Below are 14,231 nucleotides of genomic sequence, written 5' to 3' on the forward strand. Positions count from 1 at the left end.
CGGGTCAGGTGGAGGCTCGATTCCATGTAAGGATTGAGTCATGGCACGACCCTCCCGTTACCCGCTTGAGCTCCGCCGTCGTGCGGTGCGCATGGTCGCCGAGGTGCGCGACGACCACCCGAACGAGACGGCCGCCCTGCAGGCGGTCACCGACAAGCTCGGCATCGGGTCCCGCGAGACGCTGCGGAACTGGGTCAAGCAGCACGAGATCGACGCGGGGACGCGTCCGGGGACGACGACGGAGGAGTCCGCCCAGCTCAAGGCGTTGAAGAAGGAGAACGCCGAGCTGAAGCGGGCCAACGAGATCCTCAAGGCCGCGGCGAGTTTCTTCGCGGCCGAGCTCGACCGGCCACACACGCGCTCGTAGCCTTCATCGACGAGCACCGGGACCGCTTCGGCGGCGTCGAGCCGATCTGCCGGGTCCTCACCGACCACGACTGCAAGATCGCCCCCTCCACGTACTACGCCCACAAGAAACGCCTCGAAACGCCCTCCGCCCGCCGCTTGCGCGACGAAGAACTCAAGGAGCGGATCCAGGACGTCCACACGTCCAACTACCGTGTCTACGGGGCCCGGAAGGTCTGGCGCGAGCTGAACCGGCAGGGACATGCGGTGGCCCGCTGCACCGTCGAGCGCCTGATGCGCGAGCTCGGGATCCAGGGGGCAGTGCGCGGCAGACGCGTCATCACCACGATCCCCGGCGGACAGGTCCAGCGGGCCCCCGATCTGGTCGACCGCGACTTCGTCGCCGTCGCTCCGAACCGGTGCTGGGTGGCGGACTTCACCCATGTGAAGACCTGGTCCGCGACCGTCTATGTCGCGTTCGTCGTGGACACCTTCTCCCGCCGGATCGTCGGCTGGTCCGCGGCCACCGTGAAGGAGACCGTCTTCGTGCTGGACGCCCTGGAGATGGCCCTCTGGCAACGCGACCGCGATAAACAGCCGGTTCAGCCGGGCGAGTTGATCCATCACTCGGACGCCGGGTCGCAACCCGGACTCAACCGGTCGTTGCAACACCGGCTTCCTGAATCGATAGTAGATGCCCGTTGAGGGCTTCGGCGGGTGTCTTCCAACCGAGGGTCTTGCGGGGCCTGCTGTTGAGTGCGAGAGCAACAGCCTGGAGATCTTCGGGATCCCATCGCGACAGGTCGGTGCCCTTGGGAAAGTACTGTCGCAGCAGCCCGTTGGTGTTCTCGTTCGTGCCTCGCTGCCAGGGGCTGTGCGGGTCGGCGAAGTAGACCTGCAACCCTGTGCCGAAGCGGAGTTGGGCATGCTGAGCCAGCTCCTTGCCACGGTCCCAGGTCAATGAGCGACGCAGCTGCTCGGGCAGCGTGGTAATCGTGGCGGCGATCGCGTCCCTGACGGCCTCGGCGCCCAGGCCTGCCAGCGCCGGCCCGTTCTTCACCCGCGGCTCGATACCGAAGCCTTCCATCCGGGGCAGATGCAGAAGCATCGTGAACCGCGTCGTGCGTTCCACCAGCGTGCCGATCGCGGACTTGCCGGTGCCGATGATCAAGTCTCCCTCCCAGTGCCCTGGGACCGCACGGTCTTCAGCTTCGGCCGGCCGCTGACTGATCATCACCTCGGGCGTGACGTGCCCGCCCGCCCGCCGTCGGGAGCGGGAGCGGGGAACCCGCAGCGCACGGCCGGTGCGCAGGCAGGCGACCAGCTCGCGCTTGAGCGCCCCGCGTCCCTGGACGTAGAGGGCCTGGTAGATCGCCTCGTGCGAGATACGCATGGACTCATCATCGGGGAAGTCCGCCTTGAGCCGGTGGGCGATCTGCTCCGGACTCCACGCCCTCGCCCACCGCCGGTCCTGACGCCGGGGCTTGTTGCGTCCTTTCCACCGCGGCGTCTGCGGCCCGGCCACCGGCGTCCCGTCCGGACGCCGGACCTCTCCGGCGAGCCGGTCCTGCACATACTCACGCAGCCGCTCATTGGCCACCAGCTTCGGCGTCTTGGGACGCCGCGCCATCAGCTCCGCCTTCCACTGCGCGATCGAGGCCCGGTAGGTGAGCTGTCCGCCGCGGGTGGCCGCGTTGCGCCGCAGTTCCCGCGAGACGGTCGACGGATCCCTGCCCAGCCGGCGTGCGATCTCGCGCACGCCCACGTCCTGGGCGTTGAGCAGCGCGATCTCCTCGCGTTCCGCGAAGGACAGGTACCGGCCTGATGGCGGGCTGAGCTGGATCGACGGCATGCCGCCACGCTCACGGAACCACCGGGATCCCACTACCGGGGATACGCCGCACGTGACGGCAGCGTCCTCGCTGGCCATCCCCTCGGCGATCTTCACCCAGAACGCCCGCTCCACTTCCCGACGGATCGGAGGCCGCCCCGGCGAACGCATCGCCGGACGCCCCGTCACCGCCGTCGCCCAGCCCTCTGGTCTTCCCACGCGACACCTCCGTGATCAAGGTGTTGCGACGATCAATTGAATCCGCCCAATACACGTCGTTCAAGCTCGCCGAGCACCTGGACGCCGCCGGCATCGCGGCGAGCATCGGATCGGTCGGTGACGCGTACGACAACGCCCTGATGGAGTCCACGATCGGCCTGTTCAAAACCGAGTTGATCAAGCCCCGGCGGCCCTGAAAGACGCTCTCCCAGGTCGAGCTGGCCACCGCCGAGTGGGTCGACTGGTACAACCACCGAAGACTCCACGGCGAGATAGGCCACATTCCGCCCGTCGAATACGAAGCCAACTACTACACCGAACTCACGAAACCCCAGGTCATCACCACAATCTGAGATCTCTACCGAACCCGGGGCGGTTCATCTGGACTGCCTTCGACGGCCAGGGAGCTGCTCATGGCAACTGAATGGGGCGCCTTGCAGCATGCATATGGGAGTGCCGAGGACACCCCGCCGTACCTGTGTCAACTCCTGAACGAGGATCCCGAGGTGCAGGCCGAGGCACTGGGAATGCTCGATATGTCCGTGCTGCATCAAGGATCCCTGTACAGTTCCACCCCGCCGGCCGCACTGTTCGTCGCAGCGATCCTGACCCACCCCCAGACTTTGGCCGAGCACGAGAGCTTCTTCCCCTGGGATGACCGGACCCGGCCCCTGCGTGCCGCACTACTCGACTGGCTCGGCCAGATCGCCGACTCGGCCTCCTACGGCGAAGACCCCGGCAGCGAGGACGAGTACGGGGATGAGTACGACGGCGAGGACGAAGACGAGCTCGAAGCGATCCACGCATGCCGGAGTATCCGACGCGAGCTCTACGACGCGGTCGAACCGTTCCTCGACGATCCGCATCCGGACACCCGAGAGGCAGCCCTCGGAACGGTCACCCTGCTTCTGAAGGCACCCGACCTCGCTGAGCTCGTCCCCCGCGCCGCCCACCGCCTGCGCAACGTTCTCGCAGCAGACGGAAGCCGCCGAGAACGCTCCTCCGCAGCTCTGGCGATGGGCGCCTGGGGCCAGGACACCACCGGCCTCCTCAACGATCCTGATCCAGCCGTGCGCGCCTGCGCCGCTTTGGCCACCGGATGCGAGCACATGCCACGAGCCACCGCCGTCCTGCTCGAAGCCCTGCAAAGCCCGGCCGAGGCAGACCACTGGTTCCCCGACCCCCTCCCCCAGATCGACGGCTGGCTCCGCTTCACCCTTCTGAAGGCCGTCCTTGACCGCGTCGGCGCCTTCGAGGACCTAGCCCCGGCGGCCATGGCCCTGATACCGCTCGCCAGCGACTACACCGTCGACCGCGACTGGGGTCCGCTGCTCGTCAAAGCCTTCCCCACCGGCTACAGCCCTGGCCTGCCACTGTCGGCCGCGCAACGAGAGCTTCTGCAAGCCGTCACCGCCAATGACAATTGCTGGGGAAATATTGGCAACAGATTCCACTGGCTCAGGGAAGCCGGCCTGCCGGAGCAGCGCGACGCCATCCGAGCCCTGCTCTGATCACACGGACATCGGCTGATCTGGTCCAAGAACAAGACCTGTCCGCAGTCCGCTGTGGTCCCGGCTCCGCGTACCTGTCGAAAACGACCGTGACAGGTACAGCGAGAGCTGGACCAGAGAAATGAGATCAAACCCCACGTACGGGGCAAACACCGTCGCTCAGCACGCGGCGCAGTGAGAATCCGACAGCGCGAACGAGAAGCGGTGAGAACCCGACAGTTTCAGTGCGACAGGACAGCAGTCAAGAGAACCAACGCAGAGCGACGTCAGCTGGCGTTTGCCAACAAGCGTGCTGATTCGCCAACCACGTTGCGTCGTCACAGTCGTCCCGGTGGGTGCGCTCACCGCCGGTGTGCGGACTCTGTCCACAGGTCCGCGCTCCGAGGATCGCTTCTGAGGCCGCCGCGATCAGCGCAGCGGCCCGTATGTGAGGAGCTGCCCATGATCCAGAACCCGCTCATGTCCCAGGTTCCCGGCGTGCCGCTCGCTCCGTTGACGCCGGATGCAGCGATCAGTGCCTTCAGCTACCTCCGGGCCGTGGAGGCCGGCGACACCGAAGCAGCCGCCGGGTTCGCCAGCGCCGGATCCGCGAATGCATTGGCTGCTCGTGGACGTCGCCAAGCGGATCGTCGTCCCGGTCACCGCTCTGTGCGGCATCGACCCGGACCCGTGCGACGACTCCTTCGCCCTGGCGGCCGTCGGGCGGGTCCTCGTGACCACCTTGGGCAACTGGGCGTCGCAGGCCGGCTCGAATGCGGCGGAAGGAATCGCCTACGCGGTCATCTCCTTCGTCAGGCAGGTCCTCACCGAGGAAGAGTGCGGTGAAACCGTCGCCGGTGTCCTGCGACAGCTGGAGGCCGTCGGCGTGGGCCAGGCCCTCGATGCGCACCTCGCACCGGCCGGTGCGCACTCGGTGCGCCTGTCCATCGTGTAGTGCGCCCCGGGACGGCGGTGGTGCGCACCACCGCACCGCACCAGGTGCGCCCCAGCGGCGGGCAGGCCCCCTATCACACACCCCCTTGACCACGGCCTGACCGGCGGCCCGAACGTGCTGTGGCAAGGAGAAACGTGCCGGGTGGCACACCTGGCCAAGGGGGCCGACGCGCGCCAGGTCGACCTGGTCAAGGGGGCGGTCGACGGTGCGCACACCGGTGCGGCGCGGACGCCTCGGGGGACGACGCTCTCGGGCAGTCAGGGCGCCAGTGGTCGGCGGGTAGGTGCCCGCCGACCACTGGGTAAGGGCCGGCTCGAGGGACTACGGCTGGCCGATGACCCGACCCAGTTCGATCCGGTCGATGTTCGGAGCCCACGCGCTCGTGTTCCCGAACGTCACACTGTTGGAGCCCTCCTTCAGGTCGACGGGAACGCTCAGCGTCCAGTAGTCGTCCCAGCTCCAGGTGTTCTTGAAGGTGACCTTCCGGGGAGTGGCGCTCCCCACCGTGATGTCCGCCGTACGGGACATGATGTCCGTGTTGTAGGCGTGACCGTTGTCGCGCCGGTCGTTGTGCGCGTAGTGGACGACCAGCAGATAGCGGCCGGACCTGGGCGCGTCTACCGTGAACTCGGCGGTGGCGGCGGCGCTGTTGCCGAGGTCGCCGATGTACGAACCGGCGGAGGCGTGGGGAGAGTCGACGAGCTTCGCCCCGCCCGCCAGGGTGGCGGATGCGGCCTCGTAGGAGAGCGTGCCGGCGGTCGAGCCGTCACCCATGACGTCCAGGGAGCGCACGGAGGCGTACCCGGCCGTCATGGCGACGCGGTTGTTGCCCGCTGCCAGGTACAGCCGCAGGGGCCGGCCGGGCGCCGCCGTCACCTTCTCTCCGTGCAGGGTGAGCTTCACCGCCGCCGAGGCCCGCGACACCACCCTGTAGTGGCCGTCGCGTGGGGCGTACACGTCGAAGATCGTCTTGTCGCCCTGGCGCAGGACCAGAGCACCCGTGCCTACCCCGGCCGAGGAGGAGTAGTCGTACGAGGGTTTTCCGCTGATGTCCGCCAGCGTGGCCTCGTACGAGGCGGACGGGGCTCCGGTGCGCGCGGTCAGGTCGACGCGGTCGAGGGTGACTTCGGCGTCGCCCTTGGAGAGCGACAGCACATGGGTTCCGGCCGACAGCTCCACGCTGACGTCCTTCTTGGCGCGGTAGGTCCAGTTTTCCGTAGAGGGGTAGGTGACCGTGACCGGGTCCGCGCCGTCGACGGACAGCTTCTGTGTGGCGGGGGCGCCGGACTGGTTGCCGTAGAGGATCGACAGGTCGTACCTCCCGGCCTCGGGCACCGTCACGGTGAAGTCGACCTTGCTTGAGGCCTGGTTGAGCGAGCCGACGTCCTTCGTTCCGGAGGCCGCGTAGCCGTTGGGGTTGCTGACGGTGCCCTGGGTGTAGACCCGGCCGCCGGTGATGGCCGCGTCCTCGGCCTCGTACGAGGCGGACCAGGGCACGGAGGCGGCGGACGGGGTGCCGGAGCCGCCGGGGGTGAGGACGATCCGGTACGCGGACATCTTGTGCAGGCCGCGCAGCGGGACGGTCACCGAGCCGTCGTCGGCCACCTTCACCTTCGTCCGCGCGAGGACGCGCGGCGTCGCGTGCTGGCCCTCGTAGCCGGACCAGGCGGCCTCGGTGACCGTCGCGGTGACCGTGCGGCCGAAGACGGGTCGGGAAACGTTCCGCACCACGACGTCGGAGTCGCCGGCGGAGCCGCCGAGCAGGATCTGCGCCTGGCGGCGCGAGGTGTCGAGGGAGGCGAGACCCTGGAGGGTGTCGATGGTGTTGGCCTGCGGTGGGGTCACCTTGACGGTGTCGCCGGTCAGCCCGGCGTACCAGCGGAAGAACCACCAGCCGCCGTTGGGAATGTTTGACCGCACCACGTTGCCGTCCATGTTGCCGGCGGCGTCCCAGTAGGCCTGGTTGGCGTACACCTTGTTCCGCTCGAACATCGAGACCCACTGCACGAGCTGCCCCGGCACGGACAGGTCACGGCGGTTGGCGTACTCGTCGATGTTGATCTTCAGCGGTGCGATGCCCAACCGACGTTCGATCGAGCGGTAGTTGTCGTAGTGTGCCTGGAAGTCGCGCAGCGAGCTCGAGCTCAGCTCATGCCAGGTCATCACCTGGGGCAGGACGTTCTCCCGCTGGGCGAAGGCGAGGAAGTCGGTCATCAGCCGGGTGTGGTAACCCGTCTCGTTGGGTCCGGCGATCCTCGCGTCTGGGTCGATCGCGCGAATGCGCTGGTACACCGTTTTCCAGTCCTTGAAGAACCGGTCCCGGTTGATCTCGTACTGCGCCTGGTCGGAGACGCCGATGTTGTACCAGATCCAGTCGGGCTCGTTGAACGGGATGTAGACAAAGCGGTCGCTGTTCGGGTTGGCCGATACCTCCTTGACGATCTTGTCGACCTTGGGGAGGTAGTCGTTGATGCCGAGGTCCTCGTACGGCCACTTGGCGTAGATGTCCTGCATCATCACGTTGATCTCGCCGCCACCGTTGCGGAAGAACGACTTGGAGACGGTGAGTGCGTCGCCGTTGGGGTGCTGGGCACCGCCCTCCGGCTTCTGCGAGATGCTGGTGATCTTCAAGGGCTCCAGGACGGCGTCGCTGGGCACGCTGTCGTCACTGAGTCCGTACAGCGCGCCGTTGGCGCCGTGCGTCACCGGCCCTTCGGAGGCGGCGAGGTCGACGGTGACACATTGCGGGTCGGCGGCGGCTGCCGCGGGCCCCGCCGCGGGAAGGGTGCCTGCCATGACGACTGCTCCAAGTACGGTGGTGAGGAAGGCGGTTCTCGCACGGGACCTCGTGCGGGTCCTTGTACGGCCTCTCGTGCGGGTGGGGGTGATCACGCTGTTGGACCTCCGGTCACTTGACGGCTCCACTGGTGATTCCGGACACGATCTTTCGCTGGCCGACGAGGAACACGGCGACCATGGGCAGGCTCATCACCACGACGTACGCGAAGACGAGGTGCCAGTTGTTGAGGTAGAGCTGGGCGCCGGCGACCTGGTAGAGGTTCAGTGGGAGGGTCGCCCGCTCTCCGCCGCCGAGGACGAAGAAGGCGTAGAAGACATCGCTCCAGGCGTAGAGCATCACCATGATCGTCGCGGTGGCGATCACCGGCCTGAGCAGGGGGAGGACGATCCGCAGGAAGATCCGGGACGGCTTCGCCCCGTCGATCCGCGCCGCCTCCTCCAGCTCGACGGGGATGGTACGGATGAAGCCCGTCATGAAGAAGATCGACGTGGAGAGGTACATTCCGGTGTAGACGGCGATCATCCCGGGCCGGGTGTTCGCGAGCCCGAGCTGCCGCAGCTCCATCACGATGGTGATGACGGCGGGCGGCAGCAGCAGTCCGCTGATGCACAGCGCGTACGCCGCCGAGACCAGCTTGGACTTGCGGCGGGCGAAGACCCAGGCGGCGCCCGCTCCGAGGATCAGGACGAGGGCCACCGAAGGCACCACGACGATGAGCGAGTTGAAGAAGCCGCGCACCATCTCGCCCTGGCTGACGGCGTCCTGGTAGTTGCTGCCGGGCTGCCAGTGCCGCGGCAGGTCCAGGTTCGGCGTGACGGCATCCGCCTGCGGCTTGGCCGACGTGAGGGCGACCAGCCACAGCGGTACGCCCACGGCGAGCCCGGCGAGGAGGAGGACGAGGACCGGGCGGCCGTACCGCCACACCGGGGTCATGGCATCTGCTCCCTTCGCCGCAGGCCGATGACGAGCGGGATCGCGATGGCGACCACGACCAGGAACAGGACGAGGCTCATCGCGGAGGCCTGGGCGTACAGGCCCTGCCCGAAGACCCGGAACATGTAGATGTTGAACACCTCGGTGGAAGCCGCGGGCCCGCCACCCGTGGTGGCCTGCACGATGTCGAACGTGTTCATCGACCCGATCAGCGCCGTGGTCACGTTGAAGGTGACCGCCGGCGCGAGCATCGGCCAGCGCACCGACCGGAAGGTCCGCCAGGGGCCGGCGCCGTCGCACTTCGCGGCCTCCAGCATCTCGCCGGGGATGCCCTTGAGCCCGGCCAGATAGATCAGCATGGCCAGGCCCATCCACTTCCAGCCGTGGATGAGGGTGACCAGGACCAGCGTCCAGGTCGTCGAGCCCAGCCATGGAACGTCGGTGCCGAGAACGGAGTTGACGGCGCCGTCCTGGTCGAGCAGGGCCTGGAAGACGTAGCCGGTGGCGAGCGCCGAGATGAGCACCGGCAGGAAGAAGACGGCGCGGAAGAACCGGTTGAAGCGGGTGTCGGCCTCCAGCAGCAGGGCGAGCACGAGCCCGAAGCCGTTCTGGAACAGCGCCGCCAGCAGGGCGTACAGCAGGGTCGTGCGGATCGCGCGCAGCAGCGAGCCGTCGTCGGCGATGGTCTTGAAGTTGTCGAGGCCGGTGAAGGCGATGTCCGCGTGGTAAGAGGACCAGTTGGTGAACGGGTAGTAGAAGTTGAGCAGGTTCGGCGCCAGGAAGAAGCCCGCGAAGACGGCGATCGCGGGGAGCGCGAACCACCAGGGGTGGTGCGTGGCGGCGCGCGGCAGCCGGCCCGCCCTCTTCGCTGCGCCCTTCACTCGTGCCGACCCCTGCTTACGCGTACGTATGGCCGTGTCCGCCATCGGAAGTCCCGCCCGTGGATGTCGGGGAAGTGGGGAATCGGGTTGTCTAGAAGCCGGGTGCGCCCTGAGCCTTGGCCACCTGCGCGAACTGGTCCTGGATCGCCTGGGCGACCTGCTGCGGGCTCTTCTTGCCGTAGATCATGTCGGCGAGGTAGAGGTGCGTGTCCGGGGCGACGATGGCCTTGGCCTGGAAGACCCCGATGGCCTTGGACAGGGCCGCGACCTGCTCCTTGGACGTCTGCGGGAGCCCGTCGGGGGTGGGCACGGAGGGCTGTACGGACGGGATCTTCATCGCCTTGATGTAGCCGGCGTAGTCGGGGCCGAGCCAGAAGGCGAGGAACTGCCGGGCTGCGTTCTGCCGTTTCTCGTCGCCGGTCCTGAAGGCAACCACACCGTTGGTCTGGTCGGGTGAGTACATGCCGGTGGCGGAGGAGTTGGTGATCGGGAACCAGCCGATCGTCCGGTCGATCTCCGCCGTGGGGTGCTTGGCCTGCAACTGGCTCTGGAAGGAGGTGACGTTGAGGGCCATGGCGGCCTCGCCCTTCCACAGCGCGTCCGCCTGTCCGGTGAAGGTGCCGGTCCGGTAGTTCTTCTGGGCGAGCCCCGCGTCGAGCAATTCCTCCTTGTACTTCTTGATGGCGGCGACGACGACCGGGTCGGTCCACTTCTCCTTGTTCTCGTTCAGGCCGGCCCACCACTGCTGGTCGAGGTCGGTGAGTTGGATCTGCATCTGCCACTGGAGGGGCCACTTGTCGCCGCCGGCCTCGTAGAAGCCGGCCGCGTCGGTCTTTTCCGTGACGGTCCGGCCGAGGGCCAGGAGATCGTTGTACGACGTGGGGAAGTCCTTCTCGCTCAGTCCCGCCTGCTGGAAGACGTCCTTGTTGTAGTAGACGCCGAGCATGGCGGGGCTGGTGACGATGGCCGCGTACCGTTTGCCGTCGATGACGCCGAGCGAGCGCTCGGTGTCGCCGAGCCTGGAGACCCACTCCTCCCCGTCGAGGGTCAGGAGGTTCTGCTGCGGCTGGATGAACGGCAGCGTGGAGATGGACGGCTGCCAGAACATCAGGTCGGGCCGGTCGCCGGAGGCGAGTTTGGTCGGCACGTTCTGCTCGTACAGGTCCGGGATCGCCTGGGTCTCCACCTCGGCGCCGGTGGCCTTCTCGAAGGCGTCGATGACCTGCTGCGGTGCGTTGACCGTGTTCTGCGCGGTCCACACGGTCAGCTTCACGCCGTCCAGGCGGGCGGTCGGGTCGACCGTCGTCTGCTTCGCGTCCGCACCGGAGTCGCCGGCGGTGGGGTCACTGCACGCGGTGACGGCCAGGCCGACGGCGCATATCAGTGCCAGGGCGGGGAGAGCTCTTGTCTTCATCTCGTGCCTTTCGAGAACGGGTGGTTCAGGAAGCAGGACTCAGAACCGCGGTGTTCCTAAGAGCCGTTCAGCCACCCGCGGGCGGCGCCCCCGAGCTCTCCCGCACCACCAGCTCCGGCACGGAGACGGGGTGCGGGGCGATGTGCGCGGACTCCTCCAGCACCCCGTGCAGCAGGGCGAAGGCGGCCCGCCCGAGGCCGGTGAAGTCCAGGCGTACGGTCGTCAGAGACGGGGTCAGATAAGCGGAGTGCGGGGCGTCGTCGAAGCCGGCGACGCTGACCTCGCCGGGGACGGACCGGCCGGACTCGTGCAGGGCACGCAGCACCCCGAGCGCGAGGTCGTCGTTGCCGCACAGGATCGCGGTGACGTCCGGGTCCTTCGCCAGCTTCCGGCCCGCCCCGTGGCCGCCGGCCGGACCCCAGCAGCCTTGTACCGGAAGGGGCTCGGGCGCTCCCGCCTCCTTGAGCGCCTGCCGCCAGCCGGTGGTGCGGGCGCTGGTGCGCCGGGTGCTGGAGGGGATGGCGACGTAGTGCACGGTCTCGTGGCCGAGGGCGAGCAGATGGCGGGTCGCCTCGTAGGCGGCCTCGCGGTCGTCGGTCCACACCCAGGGGCGGTCGTTCCCGGGCGGGCTCGCGGGGGTCTCGATCACGCCGACGACCGGCAGTCCGGCGGGGACGGCGCCCAGGGCCCGTACACCGGCCGGATCGTAGGCGATCACGATCAGCCCGCCGCCCGCGTCCGCCGCCCGTTGCACCGCGGCGGCGGCAGCGGCCTCGTCCACCGATTCGAGGACGCCGATTCCCACCGCATACGAGGCGGCGCGGGCGGCCTCCTCGATGCCCTGGAGAATGGAGGCGTAACCGTAGTGGGTGGTGTTGGCCGTGAGCACGGTCACGGCCCTGCCGCGTCCGCTGGCCAAGGCGAGCGCGGTGGCGTTGCGACGGAAGCCCAGTTCGTCGATGGCGGCGAGCACCCGTTCCCGGGTGGACGGCTTGACGCTGGGATGGCCGTTGATCACCCGGGAGACGGTCTGGTAGGAGACCCCGGCGGCGGTCGCGACGTCCCTGATGCTCGCAGGGCGCCTTGTGTGACCGGTCACATTCATGCCAGGATTGTGACCGGTCACAATGCGGCCGTCAAGAGACGGTAACGATGGATTCACGCGGCTGACGCAGACCGCCGCCGACGGACGGGCAGGGCGGGGTCAGGAGGGGGAAACGCCTTGACCGATACGGCGGATTCGACGACGAAGGTCGCCGACTACCCGGATGCCAGGATCAGTTGGGGACACTCGGCGCTCCGGATCGAGATCGCCACCGCCTCCGACGGGACCCTCCGGCTGGTCCGGCTGACCCCACCCGGCGACACCGGACCTACCTGCGGACCGGAGATGGCCCTCCCCCTCGTCGAACTGACCGCCCTCGGCCACGGCAGCGGCTGGTCCGGGCCGCGCTTCACCGGTACGGCCTTCGGTACGCGGCTGCGGTACCGGGACCACCGCAGCGGCAGCCGCGCCGGCTGGGTGTGGCTGACCGTCGAACTCCGGGACCGCGCGAGCGGGTTGACGGCGCTGGTCGAGTTGACGTCCCCGGTCGGATTGCCGGTGCTCCGCTCCCGCGTCCGGCTCCGCAACGAGGGCACCGAGCCCCTGGTCATCCAGTCGGTCAGCAGCCTGCTGCTCGGCGGCCTGCCCGTTCCGGACGCTCTCGACGTGCACCACGCCCGCAACGACTGGCTCGCGGAGTGCCGTTGGCACGCCGAGCCGCTGCGCGACACCGTCGCCGACATCAACGTCGGCGCCCACCAGCACGACAGCCGGGCCGCCCTCGTCCTCACCGGACGCGGCAGCTGGTCCACCGACGGCCACCTGCCGATGGGAGCGCTGACGGAAAGGGGCGGCGGCCGGACCTGGCTGTGGCAGATCGAGTCCCCGGCCGGCTGGCGCTGGGACCTGGGCGAACACACGCACGGCACGTATCTGGCGCTGAACGGCCCCACGGACGCGGAGCACCAGTGGCGGGTCAGGCTCGCTCCGGGCACGGAGTTCACCACCGTGCCGGGGGCGCTGGCCCTCGGCACCGGGTTCGACGCGGCAATGGGGGCGCTGACCTCGTACCGCCGTGCCGTACGCCGTCCGCACCCGGACCACACCACGCTCCCCGTCGTCTTCAACGACTACATGAACACCCTGATGGGCAACCCGACGACGGAGAAGCTGCTGCCGCTGATCGACGCGGCCGCCGAGGCCGGGGCGGAGTACTTCTGCATCGACTCCGGCTGGTACGACGACGACACCGAGGGCTGGTGGGACAGCGTCGGCGCATGGCAGCCCTCACCGCGTCGCTTCCCCGACGGCGGGATCCAGGCGGTCCTGGACCGGATCCGGGAGCGAGGCATGGTGCCCGGGCTGTGGCTGGAGCCGGAGGTCGTCGGGGTGCGCAGCCCCCTGGCGACCAGCCTCCCGCCGGACGCCTTCTTCCAGCGGGACGGCGTGCGCATCGGCGAACAGGGCCGCCACCAACTGGACCTGCGGCACCCGGCCGCCCGTGCGCACCTCGACAAGACGGTGGACCGGATCGTCGGCGGCTGGGGCGTGGGCTATCTCAAACTGGACTACAACATCGTGGTCGATCCGGGAACCTGCGCCCCCGGTGACATTGCGCCGGGAGCCGGGCTGCTCGGCCACGCCCAGGCCTACCTGGACTGGCTGTCCGACGTTCTGGACCGTTACCCCGGGCTGGTCGTGGAGAACTGCGCCTCGGGCGGGATGAGGATGGACGGGGCCACTCTCGCCGTCACTCAGCTCCAGTCCACCAGCGACCAGCAGGACCCGCTGCGCTACCCAACGATCGCCGCGGCCGCGCCGACGGCGGTTCCGCCCGAGCAGGGCGCCGTCTGGGCCTACCCGCAGCCCGGGTTCGACGACGACCTGATCACCTTCACCCTGGGCGGCGCACTGCTCGGACGGATTCATCTGTCCGGCCACCTCGATCGGATGTCGGAGCATCAGCTCGAGCTCGTACGGGACGCGGTGGGGGCGTACAGGACGATCCGCGGGGATCTGGCACAGGCGGTACCGTTCTGGCCGCTGGGTCTTCCGGGGTGGACGGACGAGTGGCTGGCCCTGGGGATGCGGGTGCCTGGTGGCCGTACGTCCTACCTCACCGTCTGGCGCCGTGGGGGAGAGGCCGAACTCCGGGTTCCGGTAGGGCACCTGGCAGGGCGGGAGGTCCGTGCGGACATCCTGCACCCGTCCGCGGCGGATGCGGGCTCGGCGGCCTGGGACGGGAACGGACTGCGGGTGTCACTGCCGCGCGTGCCCGCCGTCCTGCTGGTCCGTCTCACTTCGGGCGGATAGGGACA

The 14,231-nt window shown here is 68.6% G+C and carries 12 protein-coding genes and 1 pseudogene; 7 read left to right on the top strand and 6 right to left on the bottom strand.

Annotated elements, in window-relative coordinates; genetic code table 11:
• Positions 1–40: 40 nt before the first annotated feature.
• The gene (locus tag V4Y04_RS00005; RefSeq protein WP_031102356.1) at positions 41–367 is read left to right on the top strand and encodes a transposase; all 327 of its coding nucleotides are present in this window, start codon (positions 41–43) and stop codon (positions 365–367) included.
• Between the two features lie 5 nt (positions 368–372).
• Positions 373–1,050: an IS3 family transposase gene (locus V4Y04_RS00010; protein ID WP_332432647.1), complete on the top strand. Its 678-nt coding sequence runs from the start codon at positions 373–375 to the stop codon at positions 1,048–1,050.
• Here the strand turns inward: V4Y04_RS00010 and V4Y04_RS00015 are convergent.
• Positions 998–2,347: an IS30 family transposase gene (locus V4Y04_RS00015; RefSeq protein ID WP_332432648.1), complete on the bottom strand. Its 1,350-nt coding sequence runs from the start codon at positions 2,345–2,347 to the stop codon at positions 998–1,000. The two genes, V4Y04_RS00010 and V4Y04_RS00015, sit on opposite strands and share 53 nt — an antisense overlap.
• A 59-nt stretch (positions 2,348–2,406) precedes the next feature.
• On the opposite strand from V4Y04_RS00015, the gene V4Y04_RS37590 reads away from it, so the two are divergent.
• The 4 genes and pseudogenes from V4Y04_RS37590 to V4Y04_RS00030 all read left to right on the top strand — a co-directional run bounded on the left by V4Y04_RS37590 (position 2,407) and on the right by V4Y04_RS00030 (position 4,840).
• On the top strand, positions 2,407–2,592 hold the full coding sequence (locus V4Y04_RS37590) for a hypothetical protein (RefSeq protein ID WP_443079926.1): 186 nt from the start codon (positions 2,407–2,409) through the stop codon (positions 2,590–2,592).
• A gap of 12 nt (positions 2,593–2,604) precedes the next feature.
• Positions 2,605–2,748: pseudogene (locus V4Y04_RS37595) on the top strand (integrase core domain-containing protein); the annotation flags it as partial.
• Between the two features lie 60 nt (positions 2,749–2,808).
• Positions 2,809–3,906 carry a HEAT repeat domain-containing protein gene (locus V4Y04_RS00025; RefSeq protein ID WP_332424803.1) on the top strand — a complete coding sequence of 366 codons (1,098 nt, stop codon included), beginning with the start codon at positions 2,809–2,811 and terminating at the stop codon, positions 3,904–3,906.
• A 592-nt stretch (positions 3,907–4,498) separates the two neighbouring features.
• A complete protein-coding gene (locus V4Y04_RS00030) occupies positions 4,499–4,840 on the top strand; it encodes a hypothetical protein (protein ID WP_332424805.1) in 342 nt (113 codons plus the stop codon).
• Between the two features lie 321 nt (positions 4,841–5,161).
• On the opposite strand, the gene V4Y04_RS00035 is transcribed toward V4Y04_RS00030, so the two are convergent.
• The 5 genes from V4Y04_RS00035 to V4Y04_RS00055 all read right to left on the bottom strand — a co-directional run bounded on the left by V4Y04_RS00035 (position 5,162) and on the right by V4Y04_RS00055 (position 11,973).
• Positions 5,162–7,636, bottom strand: coding sequence for a CBM35 domain-containing protein (locus V4Y04_RS00035; protein WP_332424806.1), 2,475 nt, complete (start codon positions 7,634–7,636; stop codon positions 5,162–5,164).
• A gap of 112 nt (positions 7,637–7,748) precedes the next feature.
• A complete protein-coding gene (locus V4Y04_RS00040; protein WP_332424808.1) occupies positions 7,749–8,573 on the bottom strand; it encodes a carbohydrate ABC transporter permease in 825 nt (274 codons plus the stop codon).
• Complete coding sequence (locus V4Y04_RS00045) at positions 8,570–9,499, bottom strand: carbohydrate ABC transporter permease (protein WP_332424809.1); 930 nt, start codon at positions 9,497–9,499, stop codon at positions 8,570–8,572. Before V4Y04_RS00045 ends, V4Y04_RS00040 begins: the two co-directional genes overlap by 4 nt.
• A gap of 46 nt (positions 9,500–9,545) precedes the next feature.
• Positions 9,546–10,868, bottom strand: a complete 1,323-nt coding sequence (locus V4Y04_RS00050) for an ABC transporter substrate-binding protein (RefSeq protein WP_332424810.1) — start codon at positions 10,866–10,868, stop codon at positions 9,546–9,548.
• A 67-nt stretch (positions 10,869–10,935) separates the two neighbouring features.
• Entirely contained in the window at positions 10,936–11,973 is a 1,038-nt protein-coding gene (locus tag V4Y04_RS00055; RefSeq protein ID WP_332424811.1) for a LacI family DNA-binding transcriptional regulator, read from the bottom strand.
• Between the two features lie 117 nt (positions 11,974–12,090).
• On the opposite strand from V4Y04_RS00055, the gene V4Y04_RS00060 reads away from it, so the two are divergent.
• A complete protein-coding gene (locus V4Y04_RS00060) occupies positions 12,091–14,226 on the top strand; it encodes an alpha-galactosidase (protein ID WP_332424812.1) in 2,136 nt (711 codons plus the stop codon).
• Positions 14,227–14,231: the final 5 nt, after the last annotated feature.

Origin of the sequence: Streptomyces sp. P9-A2 (assembly GCF_036634175.1) — a bacterium.
Classification (GTDB): Bacteria; Actinomycetota; Actinomycetes; order Streptomycetales; family Streptomycetaceae; genus Streptomyces; species Streptomyces pratens.